Source organism: Kribbella sp. NBC_01245 (assembly GCF_036226525.1).
Lineage (GTDB): Bacteria > Actinomycetota > Actinomycetes > Propionibacteriales > Kribbellaceae > Kribbella.
The window spans coordinates 5,316,626-5,331,127 of sequence record NZ_CP108487.1 but is presented as its reverse complement, the minus strand read 5'-3'; the positions used below and the strand labels follow the sequence as shown (position 1 = coordinate 5,331,127).

The following is a 14,502-nucleotide window of genomic DNA, read 5'->3' as shown; positions in this document are numbered from 1 at the left end:
GTGGCATCATGGACGTTAGGCACGGGGTGGTGGACCTGTCGATGAGCTGAGGTGGCCGGGATGTCCGAGCCAGGTGGGCAGTTGATGACGCTGGGGCGGACGGATATTCGCGTGTCGCGGCTGGGTATTGGGGCGATGGTCTGGGGTGACATGGCGGCCGCGCCGCGGTGGAATCCGGCTCGCAATGTCTACGGTCCGACCAGCAGTCTCGAGGAGCAGCGAGCAGCGCTGGAGGTGAGCCTGGCTGCCGGAGTCAACTTCATCGACACCGCGGCGATGTACGGCAAAGGGGCTTCGGAGCGGCGGGTTGGCGAGCTGACTGAGGGCATCGACGTGGTGGTGGCGACCAAGTTCCCGTTCGGCTTCTTCTCCCGTGCGAGCAGTCTGCCGACCACGCTGGAGGGCAGCCTGGCCCGGCTACGGCGTACGAGTATCGACCTGTATCAGGTCCACTTCCCGTCCCGTTGGATGTCCATCCCGACGTTGATGAACCTGATGGCGGACGCCGTCGACACGGGAAAGGTCAGGGCCGTGGGCGTGAGCAATTACACCGCCGATCAGATGCGTACCGCCCACACCGAACTCGCCCGCAGAGGCCTTGCGCTCACGTCCAACCAGGTGCAGTACTCGTTACTGCACCGCGACCCTGAGACCGACGGCGTACTCGACACGTGCCGAAAGCTGGGCGTCACCCTCATCGCCTACATGCCGCTGGCCTCGGGCGCGCTCACCGGCAAGTACTCGGCCGCCACCCGACCGGCCGGATGGCGGCGTTACAACCGCTCCTTCCGCGGCAGGAATCTGGTGGATCTCGCCCGAGTGGTGGGCCTGCTGAACGAGATCGGCAGCCGGCACGACAGGAGCCCCAGCCAGGTCGCCTTGCGCTGGCTGATCCAGCAGAACGACGTACTGCCCATCCCCGGCGCCAAGAACGCACGTCAAGCCGCCCAGAACGCCGCAGCCCTCACCTTCACGCTGGACGACGAAGAAGTGCAAGCACTCAGCGACGCAACGAACCCGGCCACGCCATAGCCCGAGGCTCACCGGAAGTCGGTTACGCGGAAAGCGCCGAGCATGTCGCTTTCGCGTGGGTCTTCGAGGTCCTTGCCGGGATAGAAGGACGCCTCGACGCCGACCCAGCCGCGGAAGGCGCCGCTGTCGTCGATGATCTGCAGCATTGGTTTCACGTGGGAGTTGCCGGTATAGCAGGCTTCTCTGTCCGTGCCGTTCGCGTTCCTGGTCAGACAGGTGCACCAGTGCCAATGCGTGTCCCGGCGATCTTGTCCGGAGACTTGTACGAGGTAGTTCTGCAGCGAGCGGTCGTCGATGGGGCTGCCGCCTCCGGTGCCAACACAGCCGCCTGACGCCTGGCAGGCCTTGTCGGCGTTGGGCTGGAGGTACGTCAGGCACCAGGTCATCGTCGCGCAGGTCCGGAACTTCGGGAGATCGAATGCTCCGCCGGCGGCCGGGCTGCTGGTCACGACGTCGTGTGCCCAGGTGACGTAGTCGTGCTTGAGCGTCCCGGCGTACGCCGCAACCGTTTCCATCGCCCGGCGGGTACTGAGAGACGCGTTGCTGCCATAGGCATAGCCGGAGGTGGCGAGGGTGTTGGACCTGTAGTCGAGGCGAGCGAGCTTGCCGTCGGAACTGCCGACGACGTTCCATTGCTCCGTCCAGGTCTGGCCGATGGTCCACGTGATGTGCAGTAGGCCGCCGGTGACGGTGTACTTGCCCGTTCGCGTCTCGGTTGAGCCCGCCACGAACCCGGCGGCTGTCAGCACCTGGCATTCGCGGACCAGGGTCTGACCGACTGCCAGCTTCTTGGTCGAGCACGAGCTGTCCGGCGTTGCCCCCGTCCCTTGGCGGCCGACCGGCGCGCGTTGCCACCACAGATAGGTCTTGGCCCGTACGGTCCCGTCTACGGCGAACGCGTAGCTGCCGAGTCGTACCCAGTTGTCCCTGGCATCGCCGGCCTTGAGCGATGCCAGGGAGACCACGTAATTCGCTTTGCCACCGGGCAACGCGGCGGCGTCTGCCCGGGCGACGGGGACTAGGGCGAACAGCGGCAGGAGTAGGAATACCAGCACAAGTCTGCGCATCAAGGCTCCAAGGGAGTCGTGGGAGGACGGGGGCGTGGTCCCGCGACCACGCCCCCGTGGTCGATCAGGACGTCTCGATCAGGACGTCTCGGTCACGACGTCGAACAGCTTGTGCGCGTAGTAGATCGACGTGTACCAGGTGACGCAGCTGCCTGGGTCGTGATTACTGCCGCTGTGTACGCCGGACGCGCTGATGCCTCCGCTCGAGATCGGCAGGTACACGGCGCCGCCAGAGTCGCCGCCGCTCGTGCAACTGCCGTTGGTGTTGAGGGTTTGGACGACCGGTGTCATCACCGCTCCGTCGTCATAGCGGACTGAGGTGAAGTTAGTGGTGACCCGGTAGCCGCAGTGCGAACCTGTTGTGGCTCCACTCACGCATACCCAGCTGTCGACCGCCGGGTGGCTGGTCTGGGTGTTCGTGACCGCTATCGAACCTGTGGCGCGGGCGGCGCCGCTGTAGATCCGCGGCTCGATGCCGGACACCCGGATCACCGAGAGGTCGCCGTACTTGGTGGAGCCGATCTCGCAGCTGCTCTTCGTGCCGCACAGCGAGTTCTGGTAGCCCTTGCTGGTGCCGATGAGGTTATTCCAGGCAGTGCTCTGGGTGTTCAGCGTTGCCGCGTCCTCGGCGGTCGGGCTGTTGCAATGGCCGGCGGTCAGCAGGAACTTCTTCGAGCGGTCCGGACGCCGTACCGCGAAGGCCGTCGAGCACGCGGGCGTACCACTGTCCCCGTTGGGAGCCCATCCCGAGCCACCCCAGTACGGGTAGCGGTCTCGCCATCGGTCAGGCCCGTTCTGCTGCACCGCCCGGCCGACCTCCTGCACGGTCACCGCATCGCCGAACTCGGAGGCGAGCTCCGCGCGGGCGTCGTCGGTCACGTGCTCCAGTCCGACGACTACGGCGTTGTGCTCCCAGTCCATACCGGTACTCGTGACCGGGACCGAGGCGATGGACGGGCGGTGGATGATCTCGTCGGAGATCTTCTTGAGATCGGCGAAACTGCGGCTGACCATTACCACCTTGCCGGTCGTGCCGGCGGCGGTCAGCGTTCGTTGCGTTGCGTTCTGGGGTACGGCGGTGACGATCTGGCCGGCCTTGTGGTCGTACCAGACGCCTGCCCATTGAGCCGGTTCTGCGAAGAGCTTGTTGTTAAGGGCTTCGAGTGTTTTGGTGGCCGCGTACGGCGTGGCCGGGCCCGGGGTCAGATCGAACATGGGCGCCAATGGCCGGTCTGCTGCACTGGCTTGCCCGGACATACTCAGGGATACCGCCGTCGCTGCCATCGACATGACCAGCAGAGCGGCGACACCTCGCGTCCGTGCGGAGAGGCGACTCGTTCGGTGAATCCGCACATCTACTCCTTCAGGGAATCTCGGGGGCGAATGAGGCCGGCCGGATGTGGACTCGCGATCCCCGATGGAGCAGGTTGCCGTGGGCACCGAAATCGCCATCTGGCTGTCTCGGTGTGATCATTGTTCGCGTCAACTCGCCCGCACTAGAGATTGCCGCTGCAACCACGTGCCATCGGCTGGCATCTGGGTGACACCGCAGTCTCAGCGCGGCGCGACCGGCCTGCCGCCTTCCGGAGAAGCCTTGTGAGTCTTGACAGCCTCGGACTGACCGAGTTCGAGGAGCGGGTCTACCGGGCCCTCTTGCGCGAAGGCGAGACGGTGGCCGATGGCGGGCAGGACGCGGTCGAGGCGGCGTTGACCCGGTTGGCCGAGCTCGAGCTGGTCCGGCTCGACGACTGCGGTCGAGCCACCGCGGTCGAGCCGGAGGTCGGGATAACCCGGCTGATCAGGCGACGACTGCAAGAGGCGAACGCGGAGGTTCGGCGCATCTCGAGTGCCTGGGAGACACTCCACTCGCTGAGCGCGGAGGTCCGTCAGGCGGACACGCAGTACTCGATGGAGAAGATCGAGGGTGCCGAGCGCGTCGACGAGCGGATCTGGGCCCTCGCGCAGGACGCCGAAGAGGCACTGTCGATGCATCACAAGCAGCGCAAGGTTCGGACCGGCCACATGCCGCGCTTCATCGACCGCCTGGGCAAGGGGGTGCAGTGGCGCACCATCATTCCCCGGGAGCACCTGAACGACCCGGCGGTGGTCGAGTACTGCCTGCAGTTGCACCGGGCGGGAGACCGGCACCGGGTGACCGATGAGGCGGTGCAGCAGATGGTCATCCTGGATCGTTCGGTCGCCTTCGTACCGACCGTGCCGAACGCCAGCGGCTCCGGCGCCCTGATGATCCGCCAGGCCGGCGCGGTCGCCACCCTCGTCGACCTCTTCGAGCGGGTCTGGACGCATGCCGCCGACATCGAGCCGGACACCCCGCCACACCTGACAGCCCGAGACCGGCAGATCCTTCACCTACTGGCGACGGTGGTCAAAGACGAGATCGCGGCCCGCGAACTGGGCGTCAGCCTACGGACCTACCGCCGGTACGTCGCCGACCTGCTCATCCGCCTCGACACCGCCAACCGAGTCCAAGCCGCCATCCTCGCCAAGCAGCAGGGCTGGATCTGACTGCCCCGGCTTCGTCGACACAGGCAGCAACAACCACAGCGGCCCGCAGTCCTAGTGCGGGGCTGAGGCCCGTCCTGACAGATCTTCGAGAAAGTTCCCGGGTCGTGTCGTGCGGTGTCGAGTCAGTTTCGACGTAGCGGGTGAGAGACCGGCAACGGGCCGGTCGGTGCACCATCGGAGGTCACTATGTCTGCCACCTACAACACCGCCCTCGCCACTGCCGCCACCACGACCGCCGCACCGTCGGCGGGTTCACTGCTGCGGGGCGGGGCCGTAGCCACCGTCCTCGCCGCGGCCGCCACGACGGTGCTCGCCGCTGTTGGCCGGACTGCCGGGATCAGCATCGCCGTCTCCGGCGTCCCGATCCCGATTGCCGGGTTCGCGGTGACGACCGCCATCTTCGCGGTTCTCGGACTGCTCATCGCCTTGGTGCTGCGCCGCTTCGCCGGCAGCCCGCGTACCGCGTGGATCCGCACCACTGTGGCGCTCACTGTGCTCTCCTGGGTGCCCGACGTGCTCGCGGACGCCGGCACTTCCACGAAGGCACTCCTGATGGTGACGCACCTGGTCGCCGCCGCCATCGTGATCCCCGCGGTCGCCCGCCGGCTTCGCCCCTGACGGCCGCTCGCAATAAGCACACGGTCAATCTGCGGAGTCGCCGTGCCAGGAACGCCATAGTGCCGCGTAGGCGCCGTCGGCCTCGAGCAACTCGGTGTGCGAGCCGATCTCGATGATTTGGCCGGCGGCCATCACGGCGACCCGGTCCGCGTCGTGGGAGGTGTGCATCCGGTGGGCGATCGCCAGCACCGTTCGGCCGTCGAGGATCACGGCGAGTGCGCGTTCGACGCTGCGGGCAGTCGTGGGATCCAGCATCGAGGTGGCCTCGTCCAGAACGACCGTGTGCGGGTCGGCGAGGACGACCCGCGCGAGGGCGATCTGCTGAGCATGCGACGTCTCCAGCGCCAGACCACCGTCGCCCAGCACTGTGTCCAGGCCGTCCGGGAGGTCGTCCATCCAGCTCGCTCCTACGGTCGCCAAGGCGGCTCGCAGCTCTTCGTCGGCTGCCGTCGGCCTCGCGATCAGCAGGTTGTCGCGGACCGAATCGGCGAACACATGATGGTCCTGCGTGACCAGGACGATCTGCTCGCGTAGCTGTTCGGGTGGAAGCTCGGCGACGGAAACGCCGCCCACCGTGACCGCCCCGGTCCGCGGATGCTCGATGCCGGTCAGCAATCGGCCCAGGGTCGACTTTCCGGCCCCGGAGACTCCGACGATGGCGAGATGCTCCCCGGGCTGAATGCGAAGGTTGACCTCGGTCAGTACGTCAGGCCCGCCGGGATACGCGAAGCAGACGTCTTCCACCTCGATCCGGTCATCCGCCGGCCTGGCTGCCGTCGTACGGGCGGGGCGGGCCATCGCCTCGATCCCCTCCAGCCGGGCGAAGGACGCCGCCGAGCTCTGGATCTGATCGATCCACCACGACAGCACTTCCAGCGGCCCGGCCAGCTGGCGAAGGTAGAAGACGGCGGCGATGATCGCCCCGAGGCTGATCTGGCCGCTGCCGTACAAGGTTCCGCCGACGAGCAGTACGCCGACCAGCGGCAGCATGTAGGAGACATCGATGACGGGGAACAGCGCGGTCCGGAGAGCCAGGGTTCGCAGTCGGGTGTCGCGGGAGTGCTCGATCGCCTCGACGCTCGCTCGCAGCCGGCGTTCCTGGAGCCCGAAGGCCTCGACCGTCCGGCCCCCGGAGACGGTCGCGGTGAGCACCTCGGTCAACGTCGAGCTGGCGGCACCGGCCGCGAGGTAGGCCGTCCGGGCTCTGGCCAGGTACCGGCGCCCGGCGAACCAGATGCCCGACAGGCCGATCACGGCACAGGCGCCCATCAGCGGATCGATGACGAAGACCGCGACGAAGACGAGCAGCGTCTGGATGGCGGCGATCAGGAGGTCCGGAACCGCGTCCCGCAAGGCGCTTGCGACCGAGTTCACATCGGTCGATGCACGCGAGGTGATGTCGCCGGTCGGCACCCGCTCGGCGACCGCGGCCGGTAGCCGCAGCACCCGGCGAAGGAACTGCTCGCGAACCTGCGCCGAGGTCCGTTCGCCGAACCGTGCTCCGACTTTGCGGGCATAGCGCGTCAGTACCAGCTGCAACAACGCACACACCACGATCAACAGGGCCAGCCGGTCGATCTCCTGACCCCCACGGCCGCTGACGACCGCATCGACGATCTCTCCCAGCAGCCAGGGGCCGCCAAGTCCGGCCAGGGTCGCCAGTACGTTCAGCAACACCATCAGGGCGAAGGTTCGGCGCGCGAGACGAATCAGCTTCAGCCCTGCCCGCCAGGTCTCCCGCTTCGTCGCAACCGGAAGATGACCGTCCGGCGTCGGGTCGTCGGCCATCAGCTGCGCCCTGACGTCGGCTTCGGTTCGTCCTCTTCGGACTCACCGAGAGCGCGAGAGACCAGTAGTTGGTAGCCAGGTACGCCGTCCAGCAGCTCGCGATGTGTTCCCGTCGCGGCCACCTTTCCGTCGACGAGGAAGTAGACGACATCGGCGACGTCCAGAACGGCCGGTGAGGTAGTGGTCACCAGGGTCGTCATGCCGGTACGGGCAGCTCGCAACCGCTGTGCGATTAGCGTCTCGGTGTACGCGTCGACCGCTGAGGTCGGTTCGGAGGCCAGCAGTAGCTCCGGCTCCGCGGCGACGGCGCGGGCCAGCCGGATCCGTTGCCGCTGGCCTCCCGAGAAGTTGCGGCCCTGCGGGGCGACAGCGGTCGCCAGGCCATCGGGCGCGGCCGTCAGGATGTCCTCCGCCGCAGCGGTGTGCAGTGCATCGGTCAAGAGCGCGTCGTCTCGGTCGAACCGTCCGGACACCACTTCGCGTAGCGTGCCCGCAAAGAGATCGGCTCCGTTGTCCGCCACCAGAATTCGCTGCCGGACCTCAGTGGGCTCGATCGTCGCGAGCCGCTGGCCGCCCCACGTGACGTCCGACCGGCAGAAGCCGCCCAGCCGGTCGATGACGATCAACGCATCGAGAGGGCGGGCACTGGCGACCGCGGTGAAACTTCCCGGCCGAAGCGTCACTCCGGAGTCCGGGTCGCGCAACACCGCTCGGGCGGCAGGCCCCGGCTCGCCGTCCACCGACAGGGAATCAGGCGCGGCGGACAGGAATCCCACGACCCGTCGTGCGGCCACGAGCCCCTGATTGATGTCCGAGGCACTCTCGATCAGTGCGGCGAGCGGTACGACGAGGAAGGCGGCGTAGCCGTAGGCGCCCACCAGATCGCCGACCGAGAGTTCCCCGCCGGCCACCATCCGCGCGGCCACCCAGGTCACCCCGGCCAGGAAGACGACCGGAGCTCCGACCGCGATGGCCGGGATCCAGCTCGCGATCGAGGCCACCCGGTAGCCCTCGTCGCGAAGCTCGCCCGAGCCCTGCTCATAGCGAGTGGAGAACATCGGTTTGCCGCCCACCCCGTTCAGCACGTGCAGGCCCTGGACGATGTCCACCATGCGCGCGGTGAGGCGTCCCTGACGCTCGCGATAAACCGTCGCGCGGTTCTGGAGCCGACCGAGAATCGGCCCGATCAGAACGACGACCACGGGAAGGCCAAGCAGTACGACAGCGGCCAGGGCCGGCGACATCGCGAAGAGCAGCAACGCGACGACGACACAGGCGACGACCGCGCCGACGCCAGGGCCGACCACGGCCAAGGTGTTACCGATCACCCACGCGTCACTCATGCCGATAGTCGCCACCTCTCCCGTGGTGGTCTTGCGGTTCAGCTCACTGCCGAGCACCGTCGAGTGAACGACGACCGCATGGACTGTCCGGTAGGCGCCATCGAGCCTCACCTTGGTCATGGTGCGATGCCGCAGGATCGCGACGAAGGCAGTCAGAACTCCGGCCGCGAGAAGAGCGCCGATCCACGGCAGGAGCGGCTCGAGTCCACCCCGCCGTAGCCCTTCGTCAGTGGCCTGGGCGAGCAGGTACGGCGTCAGGGCGAGGCCGACCATCCAGACGATGCTGAAGAACGCTCCCAGCGCGGCCCGGCCACGCTGACGGCCCAGCAGCCAGAACAGATACCGCTTCGCGCTCCGCAGCGCAGCTGGTCCAGGAACGCCGTACGTCGCGGTCACCGGGCACCGAAAGCGGCGGACGGTTGCGCACACGTCGATGTACGGCGGGTTCGGCCGAAACGTTCTCCGGTGGTGATCAACGCATTCCCCGAAGGACAGCCTTCATGTGCGCGTCGGACCAGTCACGGTGGGCACTCGAGAAACCTACGGTGGCCGCTCGACGACGGTCAAGGCGACCCCATCGCAACAACCTGCAGCCCGTCTAGCCAAGTCCGCACGCGGCACTGGACGCGCCCGGCGCATCGCCGTACGCCGCGCGCCCAACGCGGCATGAGCGGTCAGGCTATGCCGTCGGTCGGCGGCGTGACCAAGCACGACGCGCAGGAGGGGCGCTGGGACACTCCGATAGCAGTCGGCGGCTATGCGGGGAAGGCCTTCCAGTGTCCTTCGGAGATGACCTCGACGGTGCCGTCGGTCACCTTGATGGCGGTCTGGTCGTCGATGGCGTATGCCGGACCGGCGATGCCGGCGGCCCATCTCTCCGCGTCGGCCATGGTGTTCTCCGGCATCTGCTCGTGGTCCAGGTGCGGGAAGATCGAGAAGTCGACGGCCCCGAGCGTGCGGTCGTCCAGGGCAGACGGCCACGAGACGAAGTCGTCACCGATCCGCGGTGTCATCACCATGCTGCCGGCGCTCATCCCTACCCAGACCGTCTCGGGCAGCGACAGCATGACCCGCGACAGCCCTGACTCTCGCATCCAGTGGCACAGGTACGTCGTCTCGCCGCCGTCCACCAGCAGCACGTCGGCCTCTCGGACCCACGGCACCCACCGCTCCTCGCCGATGCTGGGCAGCGCGGTGAGCTCCAGGACGCCCAAGGACGCCCAGCCCAGGCTGGTCATCATGTGCCACGGAGGCTCGCCGGCGACGAAGCTTCGCACCGAGGCGGGCCCGAGCATCGGCTGGCCCCACTGCGCCGTGGGGATGCAGAGCGCACGGGACTCGGAGATCGGCTTGCCCAGCAGATCGACCAGCGCATCGCGGATGCTCTCGTTCGTAACGCCTCCGGATGTGAGAAGGAGCTTCACAACGCCTCCCGAGTTGAGTGCGACGGATTCGTGTGACATAAGCACCGCGGACGCGTCATCGCCTGACTCCTTGTCGTGCCCTGTGGCGCCCTCGAATGGCCACCATTCACCTGTTCCACGAACACTACGTTCCGGATCCGACAGTCCTGGTGCCTGCCTGAGAGGCCTGTTGAGACTGAACGGCAGAAGGGCGGTTCCCGAGACCGGGAACCGCCCTTCCTTGTGTTCGTACTCGCTGAGTGCCGGATGGTGCTCTGACCAGCGGAAACACCGGTCAACCGGTCACTCGGGGAGTGGCGGAGGATACGAGATTCGAACTCGTGAGGGGTTGCCCCCAACACGCTTTCCAAGACCGCAATCCGAGGTTCAGCGCAGGTCCTGACGCACTTCTGAGCCTTGCCGACATGGGCTCTGAACCATGGCGAATGACCCCGAACTGTCGCGGATGAGACCCACACAATGAGACCCTGTGGCAGCATCGCAGATCCGCCTGGGCCTGTGTTTCAGCCGCTGTCCGTCGAGTGCTGAAACACGAGTTGGAAGTCCGGAGTGCCCACGTCAGCGTCTGCGAGCTAACGGACAGAAAGCCGCGGGAGCTGAGCAGCGCTGCTAGGCGGTAGTGCAGGAGGCGATGGCGACGAACTGCTCGTAGTGGTCGCGGTATGTCTCCGTGTAGGTGAGCGGGACACACAGCCCTGACCGCGCACGCATGCTGGCTGCATCGTCCGAGAGGATGTAGCCGGCCTTGAGGTACGCCGCGAGTCGGTCCCTGAAGGCTTTGGCGTAGGCAGCGTGGGCTCCGAAGCCGAGTTGCGCGATTGTTCGTACGTCGGCGTACGACCCGGTGAAACCGGTGACGAAGCGCGCCTCGCCGAGCTCGAGGAACGGCAGGCGCGGGACCGGTTGTCCACTCGCGTTCACAGCGATCGCGTTGCCGTTGGCATCCCTGGCCACTTCACGGTCGGCGGCTGTCTTCAGGTGGTAGCTCGACGGGGGAGGTGCGCCGGTCACGACCCAGCGATGGCCCTGCAGGAAGTGTGCGCGCAGCGCTGGTACCCAGGACGCCGGCGTCGATCCACTCGAGAAGAACGGAACGTCAAGGAAATCGGGTATGTGCGGTGTACCAGCGACGGCATAGAACCGGTAATGGTTCGGGGCGACGCCGCGGTCGACGAGGTTGTCCGATACTTCCGCCTCGGAGTTCACGATGACGAGCTTGCCGCTGTAGCGCCGAGCGGCGATCGCGAGTTGCGGGTCAGCCCCTTCGGTGGTGAACGGCAGCGCGAGATCGAACACGTTCGCGGCGCGCCCCGAGGTGACAAGGTCCATGATGGCGAACGACGAGTCGGAGAAGCCGGTGGCATACCGACGCGACACCCGGCCGAGCATCGAACCGGCCTCCGGGTCCGTCGCCAGCGCCTTGGCGAACTCCGTGATGATCTCGTGGTCGGTCCGCCCTCCGGAGTCCTCGACTCCACCCTCGATGAAGACACCCGGTGCCGACGGGTCGAGGATTCGCTGATCGGCTCCCGGGCCGAACGACGTCGTACTCCATCCGACGCCGGCGTGTGCAAAGCCGCGCGTGAAGAGCAAGTCTGGGCGCAGATAGATGTTCAGGGCGCCGAGTCCGATGACGAAGTGAGACGGTTCGACCAGAACCGTCGCGTTTCCGAGCGAGGGATCGGTCGGTGCCGTGATGCGGTAGGGCACACGAAAGGCGCCGGTAGACGTGTCGCCTTCGAATATGCCGTCGTACTGGACGTATGGCACACCGGCGAAGGTACCGACCTGCTTGACTGTCGGCGACAGGAGCCGGTCGTCGGTCGTTGCGTCCGCAGCTCCCGAGACCCCCAGAGACGAGATCAAAGCGACAGCCACTGCCTGGATCAGTACATGACAGGGCCGGAAGAGCTGATGCATCGGACCCCTCCCCACACCATTGTCCCGAAAGGGACACCAGCGACGCTACGCCTCCGTCAAGCCCCCAACAAGGTCCTCGACGGAGCGGCAGGGCCACGCACCGCCGTCCGGTGATCACCCGACGCACTATCCGGACCGGCGTCGCCGCTGCTGCGGCCTGGCCTGAGAGGGCTGCTGAGATCCTCAGGAACAGAGACGGGCCGGTCGCTGCTGGGACCGGCCCGTCTCTCGTTCATCCGCCAGAGTCCGAACCGCGCTCTGACCTGCGGTTTTGTGCCTCTCGGGGAGTGGCGGAGGATACGAGATTCGAACTCGTGAGGGGTTGCCCCCAACACGCTTTCCAAGCGTGCGCCCTAGGCCTCTAGGCGAATCCTCCAAGGCAGGAGAATACGCGGTTCGGGCTCGGAGTCGAAATCGAGGGCCGTGAGGGTTGGGGAGACGCCGGGGCGGGTCGGGTCCGGGGGCGTGAACCTGGGCGGGGTGGTTCGCGACTGTACTGGTGGAAGCGGATGGTCGAGGTGGTCTGGAAGCGGCTGTGGAAGGAGGGTGGGTGGAGAGCGAGCTGCTTGTCGTCCGGGCGCAGTTGGGGGATCGGGAGGCGTTCGCGGAGTTGGTGAGGGTGTGGGAGAGGCCCGTCGCGGAATACGTCCGGCACATGCTGGTGGGGGCGGGGCCGGCCGAGGACGTCGGGCAGGAGGTTTGGCTGGCGGTTTTGAAGGGGCTGCCACGGTTGCGGCAGCCGGAGCGGTTCGCGGCCTGGTTGTTCACGGTGGCTCGGCGGCAGGTGATGAATCAGCTTCGGGGCAAGTACGCCGATGGCTCGGCGGGAGGTGCGCCGACGGAGCTCGCGGGTGAGGATCCGGTCGACGTACTGATTGATCGGCTGGTCATAACGCGGTGGCTGAGCGCGTTGCCGCTGGTGGAGCGGGAGGTTCTGGTGATGTTCCATCTCCACGATCTGAGTCTGGACGAGTGTGCGGAGATCCTTCGTATACCGGTGGGAACGGTGAAGTCCCGTCTGCACCGAGCCAGACGGATGGTGCGAGAGGAGGCCGCTCGTGAGTGAGCAGACGTTGGCCAGATTGGCCAAGGCGGCGTCGCTCAAGTGGCGCATCGTCAACCTCGCGCTGGCGTTGGCCGCGGGCAGCATGACGATCTTGGTCGCCGCGCTCTGGCTGTCCGAACCGCGCCTGCCGTTGCGGACTCACCTTGCTTTCGGAGTGCTCGTCGTGATCGGCATCTGCTGGACGACGTACGCCGGGTGGAGGCTGCACCGCAAAGGCCGGTTGTTCGTGCGGGATCGCGTGATCGCCGGATGGCTCGCGCTGGCATTCGGGGTCTTGTGTGAGGGCGGGCTCTTGCTCATCGGGACGGCCCGGCTGGCCGCATTGCCGCTGATCGGAGCGGCGGCCCTGATCCTCGTACGCGCTTACGTCGAGCGAGCCCGGCTCAGAACCATTGAACGTCGACTGAGGGGAAGACCATGAAACCAATCGGACCACTCGCCATCGCACTCAGGCACGCGTCGTCCGGCCGGATCGGCCTGTTGACCGCGATTTTGGCCGGCCTGCTCATCGCCGGCATCACGTTGTTGCTGACCTAGGCCGAATTGGGTCGACCTAGGTCGATCGCGTATGCTTCTGGCTGGTTCCCCGCGTGGCGGTATCTCGCCCAACTCCCCCAGGGCCGGAAGGCAGCAAGGGTAAGTGAGCTCTTCCGGGTGCGCGGGGAATCCTTATGTCCGGACCCGGGTCCGCAGGCGCTCGTGGCAGGTTTGCCGCGATTGACGGCCGCGGTTGAACCTGCAGGCGGCAGACGTACGGCGGACAGCGCTCGGTGGCTTGCGCGCTGCCGCCTAGGCTGGGACTTCTACTTGAGATGAGGAGTTCGATGAGCGAGTACGGCGGCCGGCAGGAGTTGATCCGGACGGAGCTGGGGGTGCCCGGTGAGTTCGACGTGGACGCGGAGATCGAGCGCCGGATCAGCTTTCTGACGGGGATGCTGGCCAGTTCCGGCGCCAGGGCGTACGTGCTGGGGATCAGCGGCGGCGTCGACTCGGCCACGGCCGGCCGGTTGTGCCAGCTCGCGGTGGAACGCGCGCGCGGTGACGGCAAGCACGCCCGGTTCGTCGCGGTTCGGTTGCCGTACGGCGTGCAGCATGACGAGGATGACGCGCAGCGTGCGCTCGAGTTCATCCGCCCGGATGAGACGCTCACCGTGGACATCAGGCCTGCCGCCGATGCGATGCGGGACGCGCTCGCGAAGGCGGGGACCGACCCGAGCGATCGCGCCGATTTCCACCACGGCAACGTCAAGGCGCGGCAGCGGATGATCGCGCAGTACGCCATCGGCGCCGCCAAGGGTGGACTGGTCGTCGGCACGGACCACGCGGCCGAGGCGGTGATGGGCTTCTTCACGAAGTACGGCGACGGGGCGTGCGACCTCACCCCGCTCTCGGGTCTGACCAAGCGCCGGGTTCGCGCGGTCGCGGCAGCCCTCGGCGCGCCCGCGGAGTTGGTGCAGAAGGTGCCGACGGCCGACCTGGAATCCGACTCGCCAGGTCTGCCCGATGAGCAGGTGTTCGGCCTGACGTACGACCAGATCGACGACTTCCTCGAGGGCAAGCCCGTCGACGACGCCACGGCGGCCACGATCATCGACTGGCACCGCCGTACCGAGCACAAGCGCGCCACCCCGATCGAGGTCCCGCGCATCCACTGACCGAAGTCTTTCCGTTCATTCGTCGCAAACCGCCCTCTCCCGTTCGCCGACCCGCACAGGTCC

12 protein-coding genes, 1 tRNA gene and 1 other RNA gene are annotated in these 14,502 nt (G+C 67.0%); 7 read left to right on the top strand and 7 right to left on the bottom strand.

Annotated elements, in window-relative coordinates:
- The first annotated feature begins 60 nt into the window (after window positions 1-60).
- Window positions 61-1,032 (top strand): aldo/keto reductase, encoded by a 972-nt coding sequence (locus OG394_RS24020; RefSeq protein WP_328989301.1) that lies wholly within the window; start codon window positions 61-63, stop codon window positions 1,030-1,032.
- Window positions 1,033-1,040: 8 nt separating this feature from the next.
- Here the strand turns inward: OG394_RS24020 and OG394_RS24015 are convergent, their stop codons facing one another.
- Together OG394_RS24015 and OG394_RS24010 are read right to left on the bottom strand one after the other, a co-directional pair.
- Entirely contained in the window at window positions 1,041-2,099 is a 1,059-nt protein-coding gene (locus OG394_RS24015; RefSeq protein WP_328989300.1) for a hypothetical protein, read from the bottom strand.
- A 78-nt stretch (window positions 2,100-2,177) separates the two neighbouring features.
- Complete coding sequence (locus OG394_RS24010) at window positions 2,178-3,452, bottom strand: S1 family peptidase (protein WP_328989299.1); 1,275 nt, start codon at window positions 3,450-3,452, stop codon at window positions 2,178-2,180.
- A gap of 243 nt (window positions 3,453-3,695) precedes the next feature.
- Between OG394_RS24010 and OG394_RS24005 the strand changes: the two genes are divergently transcribed.
- The gene (locus tag OG394_RS24005) at window positions 3,696-4,625 is read left to right on the top strand and encodes a helix-turn-helix transcriptional regulator (RefSeq protein ID WP_328989298.1); all 930 of its coding nucleotides are present in this window, start codon (window positions 3,696-3,698) and stop codon (window positions 4,623-4,625) included.
- Between the two features lie 186 nt (window positions 4,626-4,811).
- Window positions 4,812-5,243: a DUF6069 family protein gene (locus tag OG394_RS24000; RefSeq protein ID WP_328989297.1), complete on the top strand. Its 432-nt coding sequence runs from the start codon at window positions 4,812-4,814 to the stop codon at window positions 5,241-5,243.
- A gap of 24 nt (window positions 5,244-5,267) precedes the next feature.
- Here the strand turns inward: OG394_RS24000 and OG394_RS23995 are convergent, their stop codons facing one another.
- From OG394_RS23995 to OG394_RS23975, 5 genes are all read right to left on the bottom strand, one after another.
- Window positions 5,268-7,031 carry an ABC transporter ATP-binding protein gene (locus tag OG394_RS23995; protein WP_328989296.1) on the bottom strand — a complete coding sequence of 588 codons (1,764 nt, stop codon included), beginning with the start codon at window positions 7,029-7,031 and terminating at the stop codon, window positions 5,268-5,270.
- The gene (locus OG394_RS23990; RefSeq protein ID WP_328989295.1) at window positions 7,031-8,770 is read right to left on the bottom strand and encodes an ABC transporter ATP-binding protein; all 1,740 of its coding nucleotides are present in this window, start codon (window positions 8,768-8,770) and stop codon (window positions 7,031-7,033) included. The genes OG394_RS23995 and OG394_RS23990 overlap by 1 nt, the downstream gene beginning before the upstream one ends.
- 359 nt (window positions 8,771-9,129) lie before the next feature.
- Window positions 9,130-9,798: a Type 1 glutamine amidotransferase-like domain-containing protein gene (locus OG394_RS23985; RefSeq protein ID WP_328989294.1), complete on the bottom strand. Its 669-nt coding sequence runs from the start codon at window positions 9,796-9,798 to the stop codon at window positions 9,130-9,132.
- Window positions 9,799-10,407: 609 nt separating this feature from the next.
- Window positions 10,408-11,718 carry an alpha/beta hydrolase domain-containing protein gene (locus OG394_RS23980; protein WP_328989293.1) on the bottom strand — a complete coding sequence of 437 codons (1,311 nt, stop codon included), beginning with the start codon at window positions 11,716-11,718 and terminating at the stop codon, window positions 10,408-10,410.
- Between the two features lie 288 nt (window positions 11,719-12,006).
- Window positions 12,007-12,094: transfer RNA gene (locus OG394_RS23975), tRNA-Ser, on the bottom strand.
- A 174-nt stretch (window positions 12,095-12,268) separates the two neighbouring features.
- On the opposite strand from OG394_RS23975, the gene OG394_RS23970 reads away from it, so the two are divergent.
- The 4 genes from OG394_RS23970 (at window position 12,269) to nadE (ending at window position 14,439) form a co-directional block, all read left to right on the top strand.
- Window positions 12,269-12,784, top strand: a complete 516-nt coding sequence (locus OG394_RS23970) for an RNA polymerase sigma factor (RefSeq protein ID WP_328989292.1) — start codon at window positions 12,269-12,271, stop codon at window positions 12,782-12,784.
- Window positions 12,777-13,205 carry a hypothetical protein gene (locus tag OG394_RS23965; RefSeq protein ID WP_328989291.1) on the top strand — a complete coding sequence of 143 codons (429 nt, stop codon included), beginning with the start codon at window positions 12,777-12,779 and terminating at the stop codon, window positions 13,203-13,205. Before OG394_RS23970 ends, OG394_RS23965 begins: the two co-directional genes overlap by 8 nt.
- 156 nt (window positions 13,206-13,361) lie before the next feature.
- An RNA gene (gene ffs, locus OG394_RS23960) (signal recognition particle sRNA small type) lies at window positions 13,362-13,458 on the top strand.
- 150 nt (window positions 13,459-13,608) lie between these two features.
- Window positions 13,609-14,439: an ammonia-dependent NAD(+) synthetase gene (gene nadE, locus OG394_RS23955; protein ID WP_328989290.1), complete on the top strand. Its 831-nt coding sequence runs from the start codon at window positions 13,609-13,611 to the stop codon at window positions 14,437-14,439.
- The last annotated feature ends 63 nt before the right edge of the window (window positions 14,440-14,502 follow it).

Bases quoted from the DNA above. Each gene is read 5' to 3' on its own strand.
- OG394_RS24020 (WP_328989301.1), top strand. From the start codon at position 61: ATGTCCGAGCCAGGTGGGCAGTTGATGACGCTGGGGCGGACGGATATT.
- OG394_RS24015 (WP_328989300.1), bottom strand. From the start codon at position 2,099: ATGCGCAGACTTGTGCTGGTATTCCTACTCCTGCCGCTGTTCGCCCTA.
- OG394_RS24000 (WP_328989297.1), top strand. From the start codon at position 4,812: ATGTCTGCCACCTACAACACCGCCCTCGCCACTGCCGCCACCACGACC.
- OG394_RS23995 (WP_328989296.1), bottom strand. From the start codon at position 7,031: ATGGCCGACGACCCGACGCCGGACGGTCATCTTCCGGTTGCGACGAAG.
- OG394_RS23980 (WP_328989293.1), bottom strand. From the start codon at position 11,718: ATGCATCAGCTCTTCCGGCCCTGTCATGTACTGATCCAGGCAGTGGCT.
- nadE (WP_328989290.1), top strand. From the start codon at position 13,609: ATGAGCGAGTACGGCGGCCGGCAGGAGTTGATCCGGACGGAGCTGGGG.